Origin of the sequence: Haemophilus sp. HMSC71H05, assembly GCF_001838635.1 — a bacterium.
Taxonomy (GTDB): domain Bacteria; phylum Pseudomonadota; class Gammaproteobacteria; order Enterobacterales; family Pasteurellaceae; genus Haemophilus_D; species Haemophilus_D parainfluenzae_R.
The window spans coordinates 105,272-119,331 of the sequence record NZ_KV838019.1; the positions used below are offsets into that span (position 1 = coordinate 105,272).

The following is a 14,060-nucleotide window of genomic DNA, read 5'->3' on the forward strand; positions in this document are numbered from 1 at the left end:
CTAAACTAAGCACAATTTTCACTAAAAATCTGTTTCTTTATGAAAAAAATGCAAGTTCAAAATGCCAAAGGCGAAGTTCGAATCATCGCGGGTCTTTGGCGTGGACGAAAATTACCGGTTTTAAATGCGGAAGGTTTGCGCCCTACAGGTGATCGCGTGAAAGAAACCTTATTCAACTGGTTGATGCCTTATATTGTGGATAGCCATTGTCTTGATTGCTTTGCGGGTAGTGGCTCACTTGGCTTTGAGGCTCTTTCTCGACAAGCGAAACAGGTAACGTTTTTAGAGTTGGATAAAACCGTAGCGAATCAATTAAAAAAAAATTTGCAAACGCTGAAAACGACAGCTGAACAAGCCCAAGTGATCAATCAAAATAGTTTAGAATTTTTAAAACAAGCACAAAATCAACCGCACTTTGATGTGGTATTTTTGGATCCTCCTTTTCATTTTGGTTTAGCTGAACAAGCAATTGCCCTCTTAGAAGAAAAGAATTGGCTCTTACCTCATGCATTGATTTATGTGGAAACAGAAAAAGACAAACCGCTAAGCGTGCCTGAAAATTGGCAATTACTAAAAGAAAAAACCACAGGTATGGTGAGCTACCGCCTGTATCAAAAAAATTAGGAAATCATTATGTTAGATATTGTGTTATACGAACCTGAAATTCCGCAAAATACGGGAAATATTATTCGTCTTTGTGCCAACACTGGCTTTCGTCTTCATTTAATCGAGCCGCTTGGTTTTACCTGGGATGATAAAAAATTACGTCGTTCCGGCTTGGATTATCATGAATTTGCTGAAATCAAAAAACATAAAACCTTTGAAGCCTTTTTAGAAAGCGAAAAACCGAAACGTCTTTTTGCACTCACCACTAAAGGCGGCCCCGCACATAGCGAAGTGCAATTTGAATTAGGGGATTATTTAATGTTTGGTCCTGAAACCCGTGGTATTCCCATGTCTATTTTGGATAAAATGCCAATGGAACAAAAAATCCGTATCCCAATGACCGCAAATAGCCGAAGTATGAACTTATCTAACTCGGTAGCTGTTGCAGTTTATGAAGCTTGGCGACAACTTGGTTACAAAGGCGCGGTGAATTTAAATCGATAAAAATAGCTGCTTATTTTATACACAAAAATAAGCAGCTTTCTTTTTGCATTTAATTTGTGATCTCGATCACATATTTATAATTTTAAGATTTCCTTTTTACCAAAACAGCAGTATAAATAAATTACATTTAGAGAGGGATCTCGATGTACCCACTTGATCTATCAAGCTCTAGTCTTTCTTGACTCTTCAAGCAAACCTTCCCCGTTGTTCTAAATAAAGAATTGGCAGTCGAATGATTTGCCCTCCATTTGTATCCCTAAAATTTAACAACTATTGCAGCAAAATTAGTTTCATCTCACATCAATAAGGAGGTTGGGTGAATGAAGTTAATTTTGAATTGGTCGAAACAGCAGTGGCTAGGCATGGATGCTTACCAAAAAAGTGCGGTCAATTTTGGCCGCACTTCCTATTTCTATCATTTGCAAATCACTAACCTTGTATTACTATTTTCTAAATAATCCTCAATTTGTTTTGGCACATCATCGGTGAAAAGGTAATCCACATCTTTAAGCTCACCTAACCGTACAATCGCTTGTCGAGAGAATTTCGAATGGTCGGTTGCTAACAATGTTTGACGCGAGCTTTCTATAATAGCTCGCTTCACTTGAACTTCATGATAATCATAATCTAATAATGAACCATCAAGGTCGATCGCACTAATCCCGAGAATCCCAAAATCTAAACGGAATTGCGAAATAAAATTAACCGTTGCCTCACCAATAATGCCCCCATCCTTACGTAAGGAACCGCCCGCCATCGTAATATCAAAGGTTTCATTTTGGCGTAATAAATGAGCTGCATTGATATTATTTGTCACAATGCGTAACCGTTCATGGTTTAACAAGGCGCTAGCTACCGCTTCAGGCGTGGTACCAATATCAATAAATAAGGAGGCACCATTTGGAATACGTTTTGCCACTTCACGAGCAATGGCGCTTTTTTGAGAAGGGAAAAATTGTTTACGTTCAATGTAATCAGAATTTTCTGCGGTTGAAGAAGGGGCCGCACCACCATGATGACGACGAATTAAATCTTGTTCCGCAAGGATATTCAGATCGCGGCGAATGGTCTGAGGGCTAACTTCCAGTTCGATAACCAGTTCTTCTGTACTGGCATACCCCTTTAGCTTCACAAGCTCAATTATTTTCTGATGGCGTAATGATTGCTTCATATAAATGCCTATAAATTTGAATTAGCTAAACGATTTAGCCTTAATTTTACTCTGCAGAAATCCCCAAACCAATCCTAAGATAAAGCCTGAAATGTGGGCAGCGTTCCCTATATTAATACCAAAAAGCGGACTAATAAAGCCAAATACAAGCCCTACCAGTAACATTGTAAAAAAGCCTTCTGGTAAGTCAAAACTATGCGGGTGTAATTTGTCTACCACCAACACATAACCTAACACGGCATAAACCACACCAGATAGCCCGAAAAAGGCGGGACCAGTAAAATAATTCTGTACAGCGCCACTCACTGCTGCAGAGACTAAAACTAATAATAAAAAATGGAGAGAACCAAATCGGCGTTCAATCGCGCCACCAAATAACCAAAACCACGAAAGGTTAAATAAAATATGCGGTACCGACAAATGAACAATAGCATGAGTGAAATAGCGCCATACTTCCTGATCTTCCCAAGAATAAGCCGGATAATGGAATAAATCCATAATTGGCTCTTCAAATCCGATATTCTGCAAGAGATAAATCAACGTGCAAAGTGCGGTCAAAATAAATGTAATTTTTTTCTTTCTTAATAGACGTTTCACCAATTTCCTCTCTTGAATCCCATCTGTTTCGCTACCAAATAAAGGCTGCATTTGCTATATTCCTTTTTCATTTAATTTTGTTCATCATATAAGGTTCATTATGAAAAAACAAACTATGCCGACAGGATTTAGTGGCTTCGCTTGGGGACTTGCGGCATTTTGTTTACCCATTTTACTGTGGCCTATGGCCTCTCTGCTTTCTACTGCTTTTGTGAAAAACCCTACACTGAGCGATTTTCAGATCGATCTTTTCTCGATTATCTTTTGGGTTTATCCCTTTGTTTTAGTCTTAATTGCGCGTTTACTTTATAAATTGCATCAGCATAAACCAAAACTCGCCGTAAAATTATTGCTACTAAGTGCGGTCATTTTTTACATTGTTTTAGTTTCGGTTTGCCACATTGGTTTTAACGCTTAAGAACATAACAAGACAATAGACAACAAAAAAGGGAGCTTTCGCTCCCTTTTAAATTATGTTCCTAATAATCAAAAATATAAAAAATTCCTACCTGCAATCAATTATGCAAAGTATTTTTCTAAATCGTCGCTACCGCCGATGTGTTTACCACCAATGAATACTTGTGGCACAGTTGAGCGACCAGAAACTGCACGTACACTCACGATTGTTGCATCGTGACCTAATACGATTTCTTCAAAGCTTAAACCTTTATCGCGTAAAAGTTGTTTTGCTTTCGCACAATATGGGCAACCAGGTTTAGTGAAGATTGAGATTGATTCTTGCACTTGGTAATTTGGTGCAATGTATTTCAACATGGTATCTGCATCTGATACTTTAAATGGATCGCCTGGTTCATTTGGTTCAATAAACATTTTTTCCACTACGCCATTTTTCACGAGCATAGAATAACGCCAAGAACGTTTACCAAAACCTAAATCATCTTTTCCAACTAACATGCCCATACCTTCAGTGAAAGTACCGTTACCATCTGGAATGAATTTCACGTTATGTGCTTCTTCAGCTTCTTTCCACGCATTCATAACAAACGTATCATTTACTGATACAACTAAAATATCATCTACACCATGTTGTTTGAAAACGGGTGCGAGTTCGTTATAACGTGGTAAGTGAGAAGATGAACAAGTTGGCGTGAACGCACCTGGTAATGAGAAAACAACAACTGTTTTGTTATCAAATAATTCAGATGTAGTCACATCAACCCATTGATCACCTTGACGAGTACGAAATGTAACTTGTGGGACTTTTTTTCCTTCCATATTAGACATAATGTGTCTCCTCTGTTAGTTAAATGAATTTGCCTTAAAAACTTGATAGGCATTATAGAAAGTTTTGTGATATAGTTACAATCAATTAATTCTATCCTTTTAATTGACATATTCTATAAAGTGAGAACCCTATGAATATTCGTGATTTAGAATACTTAGTTGCCCTTTCTGAATTCAAACATTTCCGTCGTGCAGCGGATTCTTGCAATGTTAGCCAACCGACTTTAAGTGGTCAAATCCGCAAACTCGAAGATGAGTTAGGCATTATTTTACTTGAACGTACTAGCCGTAAAGTGCTTTTCACACAATCAGGTATGTTGCTTGTTGAGCAAGCTCGCACTGTATTACGTGAAGTAAAATTACTTAAAGAGATGGCTAGCAATCAAGGTAAAGAAATGACCGGTCCATTACACATTGGACTCATCCCTACTGTTGGCCCTTATCTACTTCCTTACATTGTACCAACATTAAAAGAAACTTTCCCTGATCTTGAAGTATTTCTTTACGAAGCTCAAACACATCAATTATTAGAACAATTAGAAACAGGTCGCTTAGATTGTGCGATTGTGGCTCGTGTACCCGAAACTGAAGCCTTTATCGAAGTACCCATTTTTGATGAAAAAATGTTACTCGCTGTTTCAGAAGAACATCCATGGGCTTCAGAAAGCAAAATTGCCATGAATACCCTAAAAGGGCAAGAAATGCTCATGTTAGATGATGGGCACTGCTTACGCAATCAGGCGTTAGATTATTGTTTTACGGCAGGAGCGAAAGAAGATTCTCACTTCCAAGCGACGAGTCTAGAAACTTTACGCAATATGGTGGCAGCTAATGCAGGTATTACCTTTATGCCAGAACTTGCTGTATTAAATGAAGGCACACGTAAAGGCGTAAAATATATTCCTTGTCATTCACCAGAACCCGCTCGTACTATTGCGCTTGTTTACCGTCCAGGCTCTCCGTTACGTAATCGTTATGAACGAGTTGCAAATGCGATCAGTGAACAAGTTAAATCAATTTTAGCGAATAAAAAATAATTCATCATAGACTGAGGAAAACCAAATGGCAGGCGTTCGAGCAATTCAAAAAGAAAAAACCCGTCGAGCCTTAATTGACGCAGCGTTCAATCAGTTGAGTGCAGAAAAAAGCTTTTCTAATTTAAGTTTACGTGAAGTTGCGCGTGAAGCAGGCATTGCACCAACTTCTTTCTATCGCCACTTTAGCGATATGGATGAGCTCGGATTAGAAATGGTGGATGAAGCCGGCTTAACGCTTCGCCAATTAATGCGCCAAGCGCGTAAACGCATTGATGCCGGCGGCAGTGTCATCCGTGTTTCTGTTGAAACCTTTTTTGAATTTATCACTCACAGCACCAACGTGTTCCGTTTGCTTTTACGTGAAAGTTCGGGAACCTCTCAAGCATTCCGTACCGCAGCCGCTCGTGAAATCAAACACTTTGTCGATGAATTAGCTGAGTACATTGCGAAGAAAAATCACTACTCTCAATATGTCTCTTATGTACAAGCAGAAGGCATGGTAACCATCGTATTCACGGCAGGTTCTAATGCCTTAGATATGACCAAAGCTGAACAAGATTTGTTAAAAGAACGCGTTATCTTACAGCTTCGCATGCTTGCTAAAGGTGGGGATTTTGCGGCGCATAAAGAAAAAATGATGCGAAAATAGACCGCACTTTTCGACTAAAACAAAACACCCGCATCTCTGCGGGTGTTGCTTTATCTAAAAAAGGGAATTATTTACCATCCCAAGCTTTAATCGCATCTAAACGCGCTTTCACTTTGCTGCTTGAATCACCTTTGAAGTAATCTTTCGCTAAACCACCTTCAAAACCGCCGTAGTTCGGGTTAGGTAAAACGATGAATGTTTTACCAAATTTCGCTTTGTTTTGTGCCACGAAATCACGACGTTCTGCATTTTGTTTACCGTAGATTGCATCACCGAAGTCATCGAGGTTATCACCCACATAAACGACGATTTCATAACCTTGTTTTTCAATTTCTTCAAAACGTGCTGCTTTTGGTGATTTATCTTTTTTCAAGTAAAACGCTGAATCTTCAACACCATTAAAACCTAAACGTTTCATGTCATCAATCGTACCTGCTTTTTCATTGCTTTCTTTACGATTAGACACATAGAACATTTTACCACCGTGGGTATTTACATAGTTATTGAATTCTACTGCGCCTGGTACAACACCTGATTGACGCGCTTCTACCCAACGAGTCCAGTCTTTGCCATCAAATGGTTTGTTGTTTTGAACTTGCCAGCCAGCATAAGGGCTGTTATCTAACATGGTTTCATCTAAGTCCACCACAACAGCTTTTTTCTTACCTTTTTTCACTTTAGCGTGATCAAATGCTACTTTTGCCGCATTGTATGCTTGGTAAGAAAGGGCTTGGTATTCACCTGATTGTTGAATCCAGTTTAGACCTAATACCGCTTGTTGTTGAAGCTGTGCATCAGCTTCTGCACTTTTATTTTGAGTCGCGCAACCCGTTAAAATAAATGCTGACATTGCTGCAATAGCAGTAAGTTTTAATGTTGTTTTCATTGATTGTTCCTTCTGTTAAAAAGTCATAATGACAGGCAAAAGTATAACAAGCCTATTTGGGCAGTGACTATGGGTTTATCAAACTTTATAACTAATTTGTGAGATAGATCACATTTTTCATTCTGAAGTAATCTAACAAGCCCGATGAAATCATTTCAAAAATCATCTTATTTTTTAACCGCACTTTTTCATCGCATTTCGCTGTATTTCACGGTAAACTATCCCCAGTTTTCAGAAATAATAGGTAATTTATGCGTCTTTTCATTGGAATTTTAGTGGGTATTCTCGTGCTATTTCAGTACGATCTTTGGTTTGGTAAAAATGGCTATTTTGACTACAAAGATGTCGCAGCTCAAATCAAAGAGAATAAAGCTGAAAATGAAAAGCTCTCACAAAGAAATCAAATGATTTCCGCCGAAATTCAAGGATTAACAAAAGGCTTTGAATCTATTGAAGAGCGTGCACGCATGAGTCATGATATGGTCAAACCAAACGAAGTGTTCTATCACATCGTCAAAGAGCATAAATAATGAACCGCGAAATTATTGCCGTCATTCCTGCTGCGGGTGTTGGAAGCCGTATGCAAGCAAACAAACCGAAGCAATATCTGAAAATCCTAGACAAGACGATTCTGGAACATACGCTCTCAGTCATTCTATCCCATACTGCAATCAATCACGTTATCCTTGCGGTGGGAAAAAATGATCCCTATCTTTCTGAAATTACCTTATTCCCTCATCAAAACATCACCCTCGTTGAAGGTGGTGAAACACGAGCTGAGTCAGTTCTAAATGGACTCAACGCAATCAAAAATGACCATGCTTGGGTGTTGGTGCATGATGCAGCCAGACCTTGTTTAGCACATCAAGATTTAGATAAACTACTCCAAATCAATGATGAGCAAGGTGCTATTTTGGCCATCCCAGCAGTAGATACGATTAAACGCGCGAATAAACAACAAAATATTATTAAAACAGAAGATCGCTCAGAACTTTGGCTTGCTCAGACGCCTCAATTTTTCCGTTGCGATCTATTAAGAAATGCGCTTGAACAGGGGCTTTCTCAAGGCGCTAATATTACAGATGAAGCCTCTGCGATGGAACTTGCCGGATTTCAACCGCACTTAGTCGCAGGACGAAGTGATAATATTAAAGTGACACGTCCAGAAGATTTAGCTTTAGCCGAATTTTATTTAACAAGGAAAACACTATGATACGAATTGGACATGGGTTTGATGTTCATGCCTTTGGTGAAGACCGCCCTTTAATTATTGGTGGCGTTGAAGTGCCTTACCATACTGGGTTTATTGCCCATTCTGATGGTGATGTCGCCTTACATGCTTTAACGGATGCCTTATTAGGTGCAGCAGCATTAGGTGATATTGGTAAACTCTTCCCTGATACCGATATGCAATATAAAAATGCAGATAGCCGTGTTTTATTACGAGAAGCATTCCGCCAAGTACAAGCAAAAGGCTATAAGGTCGGTAATGTGGATGTAACCATTATTGCTCAAGCCCCTAAAATGCGTCCGCATATCGATGCAATGCGAGCGAAGATTGCAGAAGATTTACATTGTGATATTGAGCAAGTCAATGTGAAGGCAACTACAACAGAAAAACTTGGCTTTACAGGCCGAAGTGAAGGCATTGCTTGCGAGGCCGTCGCATTATTATTAAAAGCTTAAATTTTAGGTAAAAGAAAAGGTTGGTAAAATACCAACCTTTTTTATTTGGATTAAATTCTTATTGTTTTTTTAATAAATCGCGAATTTCAGTAAGTAATTCTTCTTGTGAAGGACCTTTTACTTCTTCTACTGGTTTTTTCACTTTGTTGATACCTTTGATCATCATGAAGATTGCGAATGCAATGATGATGAAATCAAAGACGTTTTGAATAAATACACCGTAGTTTAAGGTTACTGCTGGGGTTTCACCTACAGCTTGAGCTAACGTGATTTTCAAATCTTTGAAATCCACGCCACCAGTTAAAATACCTAATACAGGCATTACTACGTCACCGACAAGTGAACTTACGATTTTACCAAAAGCACCACCGATGATCACACCGACTGCCATATCTACTACGTTGCCGCGCATTGCGAATTCGCGGAATTCTTTAAGAAAGCTCATAAAATTTCCTTTTGTGTTGGTTTAAAAAATTAAAAGAGTGCGTATTATAGGTTTTTAGATTAAAAAGTAAACTGTTATTTAAATAAAAAATGCACTTGGTTGGAATAATTTTTCAATTTCTGACACGGATTTCTTGTCATTAATATAAACAATCACATTATCCCCTTCTTCAATAGCAACCTGACGACGAGCAATGATTACTTCATTTTTACGTAAAATTGCCGCAATCATCGCCCCTACAGGCAGCTTGATATCGCCAATTTGTCTTCCAACCACATTGGATGTTGTCGCATCACCATGTACAACAAGTTCAATGGCTTCCGCGGTACCATGACGCAAAGAGGCCACATTTTTGATATCCCCTTTACGCACATGTCCTAATAAAGCTGAGATTGTTGCTTGTTGTGGTGAAACCGCAATATCAATGGTTCCACCTTGAATCAAATTGATATATGCCATGCGTTGAATCAGCACCATGGCTTTTTTAGCCCCTAGGCGTTTTGCCAGTAACGCCGACATAATATTAGCTTCATCATCTGCACTTAGAGATAAAAAGACATCAACGCTCTCAATATGCTCTTCAAAAAGTAAATTTTGGTCAGAAGCATCACCATGGAAAACCAGGGTTTTAGAGAGCCTTTCAGCTAAAACTTTCGCTTTTTCTCCATCGCGCTCAATGAGTTTTACTTGATACTTATCTTCTAACTGTTTTGCCACACCTGAGGCAATATTCCCGCTGCCAACGATCATGATACGTTTGTAGGTTTTCTCAAGGCGTTGCAACTCACTCATCACCGCTTTAATGTGTTCCGTCGCACAAATAAAGGTAATTTCATCGCCCGCCTCAATAATGGTCGAACCTTGTGGACGAATTAATCTATCATTACGTAAAATTGAAATGATACGGCAATCAATGTGCGGCATATGCTCTTTAAAAGCGGATAACGCATAACCTACTAAAGGACCACCGTAATAGGCTTTTACAACCACAATGCTAATTCGATTATTGGCAAAATGTGCCACTTGCAACGCGCCTGGATAAGCAATTAAACGCGTAATCTCATCCGTAACTAAATTTTCTGGTGAAATAAGATGATCGATGGGTACGTTTTCATTATTAAATAATTTATCTTTCTCACGCAAATATTCCGCATTACGAATACGTGCAATACGTGTTGGGGTATTGAAAAGGGTATATCCCAACTGGCAAGCAATCATATTAATTTCATCTGATGCTGTTACGGCAATCATCAAATCTGCATCGGCTGCGCCCGCATCACGTAAAACCTTGGGTGAAGAAGGGGAACCTTTAACTACGCGTAAATCATGCTTATCTTGCAAATTCTGCAAATGTTGAGATTCATTATCTACTAGTGTGATATCGTTATCTTCACTCACTAAATTTGCCGCAAGTGTTGTACCTACTTGCCCAGCACCTAAGATGATTATTTTCATTCTGTTCTCTCCACAACCAAAGGTCGGATGCCAATTTCAGCTGAATTTAGACCGCACTTTAATGCCTCAATACGGCGACAAATCGTCGATGTTACTTGTTCAGCTTCTGCCATTTTTTCGGCTGTAATCGCTGGATCTTGTTTACCAAATAACAGGCCATCGAGTAAACGTTCTGCATGCATGCCTTCACGACAAAAATGCAGAACACCTACATCTTCAAATAATGTCGCTACTTTTGCCGTTTTAGTGGTTGCAATGCCTAAAGCGCCATCTTCACCGCCGAGTTCTCGAAATAATTGATGTGTTGGAAATCCTCCACACGCTAAGAAAAAAGCTTTATTGAAAACGATATTTCCCCCGCAGGTCATGCGCATATATTGCCATGCCTGATCAAAATTAGGGTGTTCCGCATACCGTTGAACTAAATTTATCGGCTTTAACGCTAATCTCACTAGCGAAGTATCTGGCTGAAAATGAAAGGTTGCTGCCGCCACTTCTAATGCTCCAGGTTCGTATGCATCATCCGCATCTAAAAATGCAACAAAATCAACCGCACTTTTAGCCGAGAGCATTGCGCCCCAATTTCGAGCTATTGCGACACCACTATTTTTCGGCATTTGCTCGATAGAGATCCTGTCAGGATATTGTTCTGCAAGCTGTAAGGCTAATGTAAATGTATTATCTGTCGACGCATCATCAATCAACCAAAGGTGACCAAGATTATTTTGCTGCAACACAGACTCTACTGCACGAATAAGCGTTTGTTCAGTGTTATAGCAAGGAATGACGACATCAATTAAAGGCAAATTCATTTAAGCTGACCGTTTTCTCAATTTTGCATAATAGAACCCATCCCCGCCATTCTCTTGTGGCAGGAATTGGATCCCAATCGTATTTTCCGTTTGTTCAAACGGCAATGGCATTAATTCTGCATCGGGTGTTTCAGCTAAAAAATGCTGTATTTGCTGACTGTTCTCATCAGGAAGCACAGAGCAAGTCGCGTAAAGCAAAATACCATTAGGTTTTAATTTTGCCCAAAGCGCTTTTAGAATTTGTCCTTGCAAGGCAACCAATTGAGCAATGTCCGTTTCTTGACGTAACCATTTAATATCTGGATGACGACGAATCACGCCCGTTGCTGAGCAAGGTGCATCTAATAAAATACGATCAAAGGATGCACCACTTAAACCTATTTTCTCAACCCACTTATCAGGCTCGGTCGCATCACCACAAACAATTGTCGCCTGCTGATTCAAACGGGCAAGATTTTCTTCAACACGTTTTAAGCGATGAGCCTCGACATCAAGCGCAATCACTTTCGCTTGCGGTGCCATCTCTAAAATATGTGTAGTCTTCCCACCTGGGGCTGCACAGGCATCTAAAATTAATTCATCATATTGTGGGTCAAGCAATAAAGCGGACCATTGGGCATTGAGATCCTGGACTGTTACTGCACCTTGTTCAAAATTTGGTAATTTCGAAACAGAAAGCGGTTGAGCTAAACGTAAAGCATGTGGATTATCACATTCAAATGAAACTATCTCTTGCTCTTCCAATAAAGTGCGGTAAGTTTTCGTGTTATTTTGCTGTTGATTGACCCGTAACCACATTGGTGGCTTTTGGTTATTCGCCTCAATAATTTCACGCCAATTCGGATAAGCTTTTTTAAGTTTATTCACAAACCATTCTGGATGAAGCGTTTGCCAATGCTTATCGACTACAGCAAGAATCTCTTCTTGCTCCCGTAAGAAACGACGCAATACACCGTTAACTAAACCACGGAAACTGTCCGATTTTAATGATTTTGTGGCATTCACTACTTCATCCACTGCAGCATGAGCGGGCACACGCATATAAAGTAATTGGTACAATCCTACTAATAACAAGCAATGTACAATACGGGTCTTACCCTTCAATGGCTTATCTAATAGTTTTTTTATAATATTTTCTAAACGAGGCAATACGCGACAAATACCAAAGGTGATTTCCTGTAATAAAGGCAAATCCTGTGGTTTTACCTGTGATTGTACTTCTGGAATCAACGTTGATAAGGACTTACCCTGATCTAAAACCTGCAAAATCACTTGAGCAGCGATAGCGCGTACCGAAAGTGCGGTCGATTTTCCCGTTTTTTTGCGTTGAAATACCATTAGTTTAGAACCTTACCAACTTGGAAACAATCAGCTCGACCATTGAGAAAATCTTGCACAGACATAGGTTTCTTGCCTGCGGGCTGAAGTTGCAATAAATTTAAAACGCCTTCTTTCGTGGCAATTTGGATACCTTTTTTATCGACACTTAAAATCGTCCCAGCTGGTTTATCTACATGTGGCAACACGGCAGCAGAATAAACTTTTAAGGTTTGTTCATTACCTTGTTCATCGGTTAATTGTAGAAAACTTATCGGCCAAGGATTAAACGCGCGAATATTACGTTCAAGCTGGGCTGCCGATAGCGACCAATCTAATTTAGCCTCTTCTTTGGAAAGTTTCTCTGCATAGTTACTTTGGCTATCATCTTGTTTTTCTGCAATAAATTTCCCTTCTTCCAAATGATCCAAAACATCAATCAATGCAGACGGCGCAATTTCAGCTAATTTATGGTAAAGCGAAGCAGAAGTTTCTTGTGCATCAATATCGCAATACACTTTGTGTAACATATCACCAGTATCTAAACCCACATCCATTTGCATAATCGTCACACCGGTTTGCTTATCACCAGCCCAGATAGCGCGCTGAATAGGTGCGGCGCCACGCCAACGAGGTAAGAGAGAGCCATGCACATTTAAACAACCTAAACGAGGCATATCCAACACTGCTTGAGGTAAAATCAAACCATAAGCAACAACAACCATTACATCAGCATTTAACGCTTTAAGCTCTGCTTGTGCTTCTTCTTTACGCAAGGATTTTGGTTGATAAACAGGAATTTGATGTTGTTCTGCTAATTGCTTTACAGGACTAGCCTGTAATTTTTTACCGCGACCAGCCGGTTTATCTGGCTGCGTATAAACAGCAATAATATTGTGATGAGAATTTAAAAGTGCAGCAAGATGTTGTGCTGCGAAGTCCGGCGTACCAGCAAAGATGATATTCAATGGTTTCATAATGTTCTACGTTATGGCGTTGATAGGAAAAGTGCGGTCATTTTATACCGCACTTTTGATTATTGTTTTGCAATTTGTTTTTTATATTTCACTAATTTTTCTTTGATACGTTGACGTTTCAACGGTGAAAGATAATCCACAAATAAAATACCGTTTAAATGATCGATTTCATGCTGAATACAGATCGCTAATAAACCATCTGCATCAAGCGTAAATTCTTTTCCATGACGATCTAAGGCTTTTACCGTGATTTTTTCTTTACGAGGCACTAAAGCACGGAATCCAGGAATAGATAAACAACCTTCTTCAATGCCTGTTTCACCTTCAGAAGCCAAAATTTCTGGATTGATCAACACTAATTGATTTTGTTTGTCACCTTCAATATCAATCGTAATAATACGTTGCAAGATATCTACCTGTGGAGCGGCAAGACCAATCCCTTCTTCTTGGTACATCGTATCAAACATATCATCTACAATTTTACGAATGTCATCATTGACTTCTGCAACTGGCTCACAAACAACCTTTAGGTGATCATCTGGATAAATTAATACATTAAGTGCGGTCATATTTTCTCTTATTTTATAAAAATTACAGCGGTGATTGTATCATAGAATCAACGCTTTGCTAAAATATTGAAAACTCCATAAACAAAAACCCCAAGCTCTTCAGC

At 39.2% G+C, this 14,060-nt stretch carries 18 protein-coding genes; 8 read left to right on the plus strand and 10 right to left on the minus strand.

Translation table 11 applies throughout. From position 1 onward, the window contains the following. Window positions 1–39: 39 nt before the first annotated feature. Together rsmD and trmL are read left to right on the plus strand one after the other, a co-directional pair. A complete protein-coding gene (gene rsmD, locus HMPREF3279_RS00585) occupies window positions 40–624 on the plus strand; it encodes a 16S rRNA (guanine(966)-N(2))-methyltransferase RsmD (RefSeq protein WP_070867737.1) in 585 nt (194 codons plus the stop codon). 9 nt (window positions 625–633) lie between these two features. Then, window positions 634–1,110 (plus strand): tRNA (uridine(34)/cytosine(34)/5-carboxymethylaminomethyluridine(34)-2'-O)-methyltransferase TrmL, encoded by a 477-nt coding sequence (trmL, locus tag HMPREF3279_RS00590; RefSeq protein ID WP_070867738.1) that lies wholly within the window; start codon window positions 634–636, stop codon window positions 1,108–1,110. Window positions 1,111–1,525: 415 nt separating this feature from the next. Here trmL and HMPREF3279_RS00595 read toward each other — a convergent pair whose 3' ends face one another. Together HMPREF3279_RS00595 and HMPREF3279_RS00600 are read right to left on the minus strand one after the other, a co-directional pair. Next, complete coding sequence (locus tag HMPREF3279_RS00595; RefSeq protein ID WP_070867739.1) at window positions 1,526–2,281, minus strand: DeoR/GlpR family transcriptional regulator; 756 nt, start codon at window positions 2,279–2,281, stop codon at window positions 1,526–1,528. A 21-nt stretch (window positions 2,282–2,302) separates the two neighbouring features. Then, complete coding sequence (locus HMPREF3279_RS00600) at window positions 2,303–2,929, minus strand: rhomboid family intramembrane serine protease (protein WP_070867740.1); 627 nt, start codon at window positions 2,927–2,929, stop codon at window positions 2,303–2,305. Between the two features lie 49 nt (window positions 2,930–2,978). On the opposite strand from HMPREF3279_RS00600, the gene HMPREF3279_RS00605 reads away from it, so the two are divergent. Beyond that, on the plus strand, window positions 2,979–3,296 hold the full coding sequence (locus HMPREF3279_RS00605) for a DUF5389 domain-containing protein (protein WP_070867741.1): 318 nt from the start codon (window positions 2,979–2,981) through the stop codon (window positions 3,294–3,296). A 101-nt stretch (window positions 3,297–3,397) separates the two neighbouring features. On the opposite strand, the gene pgdx is transcribed toward HMPREF3279_RS00605, so the two are convergent. Continuing rightward, window positions 3,398–4,123: a hybrid peroxiredoxin PGdx gene (gene pgdx, locus HMPREF3279_RS00610; RefSeq protein WP_049364685.1), complete on the minus strand. Its 726-nt coding sequence runs from the start codon at window positions 4,121–4,123 to the stop codon at window positions 3,398–3,400. A gap of 131 nt (window positions 4,124–4,254) precedes the next feature. Between pgdx and oxyR the strand changes: the two genes are divergently transcribed. Beyond that, complete coding sequence (gene oxyR, locus HMPREF3279_RS00615; protein WP_049364684.1) at window positions 4,255–5,160, plus strand: DNA-binding transcriptional regulator OxyR; 906 nt, start codon at window positions 4,255–4,257, stop codon at window positions 5,158–5,160. Between the two features lie 25 nt (window positions 5,161–5,185). After that, window positions 5,186–5,809 (plus strand): HTH-type transcriptional repressor FabR, encoded by a 624-nt coding sequence (gene fabR / locus HMPREF3279_RS00620; protein WP_014064558.1) that lies wholly within the window; start codon window positions 5,186–5,188, stop codon window positions 5,807–5,809. Window positions 5,810–5,876: 67 nt separating this feature from the next. Here fabR and HMPREF3279_RS00625 read toward each other — a convergent pair whose 3' ends face one another. Further along, the gene (locus HMPREF3279_RS00625) at window positions 5,877–6,695 is read right to left on the minus strand and encodes a 5'-nucleotidase, lipoprotein e(P4) family (protein WP_049368061.1); all 819 of its coding nucleotides are present in this window, start codon (window positions 6,693–6,695) and stop codon (window positions 5,877–5,879) included. A gap of 251 nt (window positions 6,696–6,946) precedes the next feature. Here HMPREF3279_RS00625 and ftsB point away from each other — a divergent pair, with 251 nt between their 5' ends. From ftsB to ispF, 3 genes are read left to right on the plus strand one after another with little or no spacing between them, the layout of a single operon-like run. Beyond that, complete coding sequence (gene ftsB / locus HMPREF3279_RS00630) at window positions 6,947–7,225, plus strand: cell division protein FtsB (protein ID WP_005695064.1); 279 nt, start codon at window positions 6,947–6,949, stop codon at window positions 7,223–7,225. Continuing rightward, window positions 7,225–7,908, plus strand: coding sequence for a 2-C-methyl-D-erythritol 4-phosphate cytidylyltransferase (ispD, locus tag HMPREF3279_RS00635; RefSeq protein ID WP_070867742.1), 684 nt, complete (start codon window positions 7,225–7,227; stop codon window positions 7,906–7,908). Before ftsB ends, ispD begins: the two co-directional genes overlap by 1 nt. Further along, window positions 7,905–8,381: a 2-C-methyl-D-erythritol 2,4-cyclodiphosphate synthase gene (ispF, locus tag HMPREF3279_RS00640; protein ID WP_070776266.1), complete on the plus strand. Its 477-nt coding sequence runs from the start codon at window positions 7,905–7,907 to the stop codon at window positions 8,379–8,381. Before ispD ends, ispF begins: the two co-directional genes overlap by 4 nt. Window positions 8,382–8,439: 58 nt before the next feature. On the opposite strand, the gene mscL is transcribed toward ispF, so the two are convergent. From mscL to def, 6 genes are all read right to left on the minus strand, one after another. Beyond that, window positions 8,440–8,826, minus strand: a complete 387-nt coding sequence (gene mscL, locus HMPREF3279_RS00645; RefSeq protein ID WP_049364681.1) for a large-conductance mechanosensitive channel protein MscL — start codon at window positions 8,824–8,826, stop codon at window positions 8,440–8,442. Window positions 8,827–8,904: 78 nt separating this feature from the next. Next, complete coding sequence (gene trkA, locus HMPREF3279_RS00650) at window positions 8,905–10,281, minus strand: Trk system potassium transporter TrkA (RefSeq protein ID WP_049364680.1); 1,377 nt, start codon at window positions 10,279–10,281, stop codon at window positions 8,905–8,907. After that, window positions 10,278–11,093 carry a glycosyltransferase family A protein gene (locus HMPREF3279_RS00655; protein WP_070867743.1) on the minus strand — a complete coding sequence of 272 codons (816 nt, stop codon included), beginning with the start codon at window positions 11,091–11,093 and terminating at the stop codon, window positions 10,278–10,280. The genes trkA and HMPREF3279_RS00655 overlap by 4 nt, the downstream gene beginning before the upstream one ends. Beyond that, the gene (rsmB, locus tag HMPREF3279_RS00660) at window positions 11,094–12,431 is read right to left on the minus strand and encodes a 16S rRNA (cytosine(967)-C(5))-methyltransferase RsmB (RefSeq protein ID WP_070867744.1); all 1,338 of its coding nucleotides are present in this window, start codon (window positions 12,429–12,431) and stop codon (window positions 11,094–11,096) included. It abuts the gene before it with no gap. Then, a complete protein-coding gene (gene fmt / locus HMPREF3279_RS00665) occupies window positions 12,431–13,387 on the minus strand; it encodes a methionyl-tRNA formyltransferase (protein ID WP_070867745.1) in 957 nt (318 codons plus the stop codon). Before fmt ends, rsmB begins: the two co-directional genes overlap by 1 nt. 59 nt (window positions 13,388–13,446) lie before the next feature. Beyond that, a complete protein-coding gene (gene def, locus HMPREF3279_RS00670) occupies window positions 13,447–13,956 on the minus strand; it encodes a peptide deformylase (protein ID WP_049357210.1) in 510 nt (169 codons plus the stop codon). Window positions 13,957–14,060 lie beyond the last annotated feature (104 nt).

Excerpts from the sequence above, each read along its gene's own strand:
- fabR (WP_014064558.1), top strand. The coding sequence starts at position 5,186 with ATGGCAGGCGTTCGAGCAATTCAAAAAGAAAAAACCCGTCGAGCCTTA.
- ispF (WP_070776266.1), top strand. The coding sequence starts at position 7,905 with ATGATACGAATTGGACATGGGTTTGATGTTCATGCCTTTGGTGAAGAC.
- trkA (WP_049364680.1), bottom strand. The coding sequence starts at position 10,281 with ATGAAAATAATCATCTTAGGTGCTGGGCAAGTAGGTACAACACTTGCG.
- HMPREF3279_RS00655 (WP_070867743.1), bottom strand. The coding sequence starts at position 11,093 with ATGAATTTGCCTTTAATTGATGTCGTCATTCCTTGCTATAACACTGAA.
- HMPREF3279_RS00625 (WP_049368061.1), bottom strand. The coding sequence starts at position 6,695 with ATGAAAACAACATTAAAACTTACTGCTATTGCAGCAATGTCAGCATTT.
- rsmB (WP_070867744.1), bottom strand. The coding sequence starts at position 12,431 with ATGGTATTTCAACGCAAAAAAACGGGAAAATCGACCGCACTTTCGGTA.
- ftsB (WP_005695064.1), top strand. The coding sequence starts at position 6,947 with ATGCGTCTTTTCATTGGAATTTTAGTGGGTATTCTCGTGCTATTTCAG.
- trmL (WP_070867738.1), top strand. The coding sequence starts at position 634 with ATGTTAGATATTGTGTTATACGAACCTGAAATTCCGCAAAATACGGGA.
- oxyR (WP_049364684.1), top strand. The coding sequence starts at position 4,255 with ATGAATATTCGTGATTTAGAATACTTAGTTGCCCTTTCTGAATTCAAA.
- HMPREF3279_RS00600 (WP_070867740.1), bottom strand. The coding sequence starts at position 2,929 with ATGCAGCCTTTATTTGGTAGCGAAACAGATGGGATTCAAGAGAGGAAA.
- HMPREF3279_RS00595 (WP_070867739.1), bottom strand. The coding sequence starts at position 2,281 with ATGAAGCAATCATTACGCCATCAGAAAATAATTGAGCTTGTGAAGCTA.
- def (WP_049357210.1), bottom strand. The coding sequence starts at position 13,956 with ATGACCGCACTTAATGTATTAATTTATCCAGATGATCACCTAAAGGTT.
- rsmD (WP_070867737.1), top strand. The coding sequence starts at position 40 with ATGAAAAAAATGCAAGTTCAAAATGCCAAAGGCGAAGTTCGAATCATC.
- mscL (WP_049364681.1), bottom strand. The coding sequence starts at position 8,826 with ATGAGCTTTCTTAAAGAATTCCGCGAATTCGCAATGCGCGGCAACGTA.
- fmt (WP_070867745.1), bottom strand. The coding sequence starts at position 13,387 with ATGAAACCATTGAATATCATCTTTGCTGGTACGCCGGACTTCGCAGCA.
- ispD (WP_070867742.1), top strand. The coding sequence starts at position 7,225 with ATGAACCGCGAAATTATTGCCGTCATTCCTGCTGCGGGTGTTGGAAGC.
- pgdx (WP_049364685.1), bottom strand. The coding sequence starts at position 4,123 with ATGTCTAATATGGAAGGAAAAAAAGTCCCACAAGTTACATTTCGTACT.
- HMPREF3279_RS00605 (WP_070867741.1), top strand. The coding sequence starts at position 2,979 with ATGAAAAAACAAACTATGCCGACAGGATTTAGTGGCTTCGCTTGGGGA.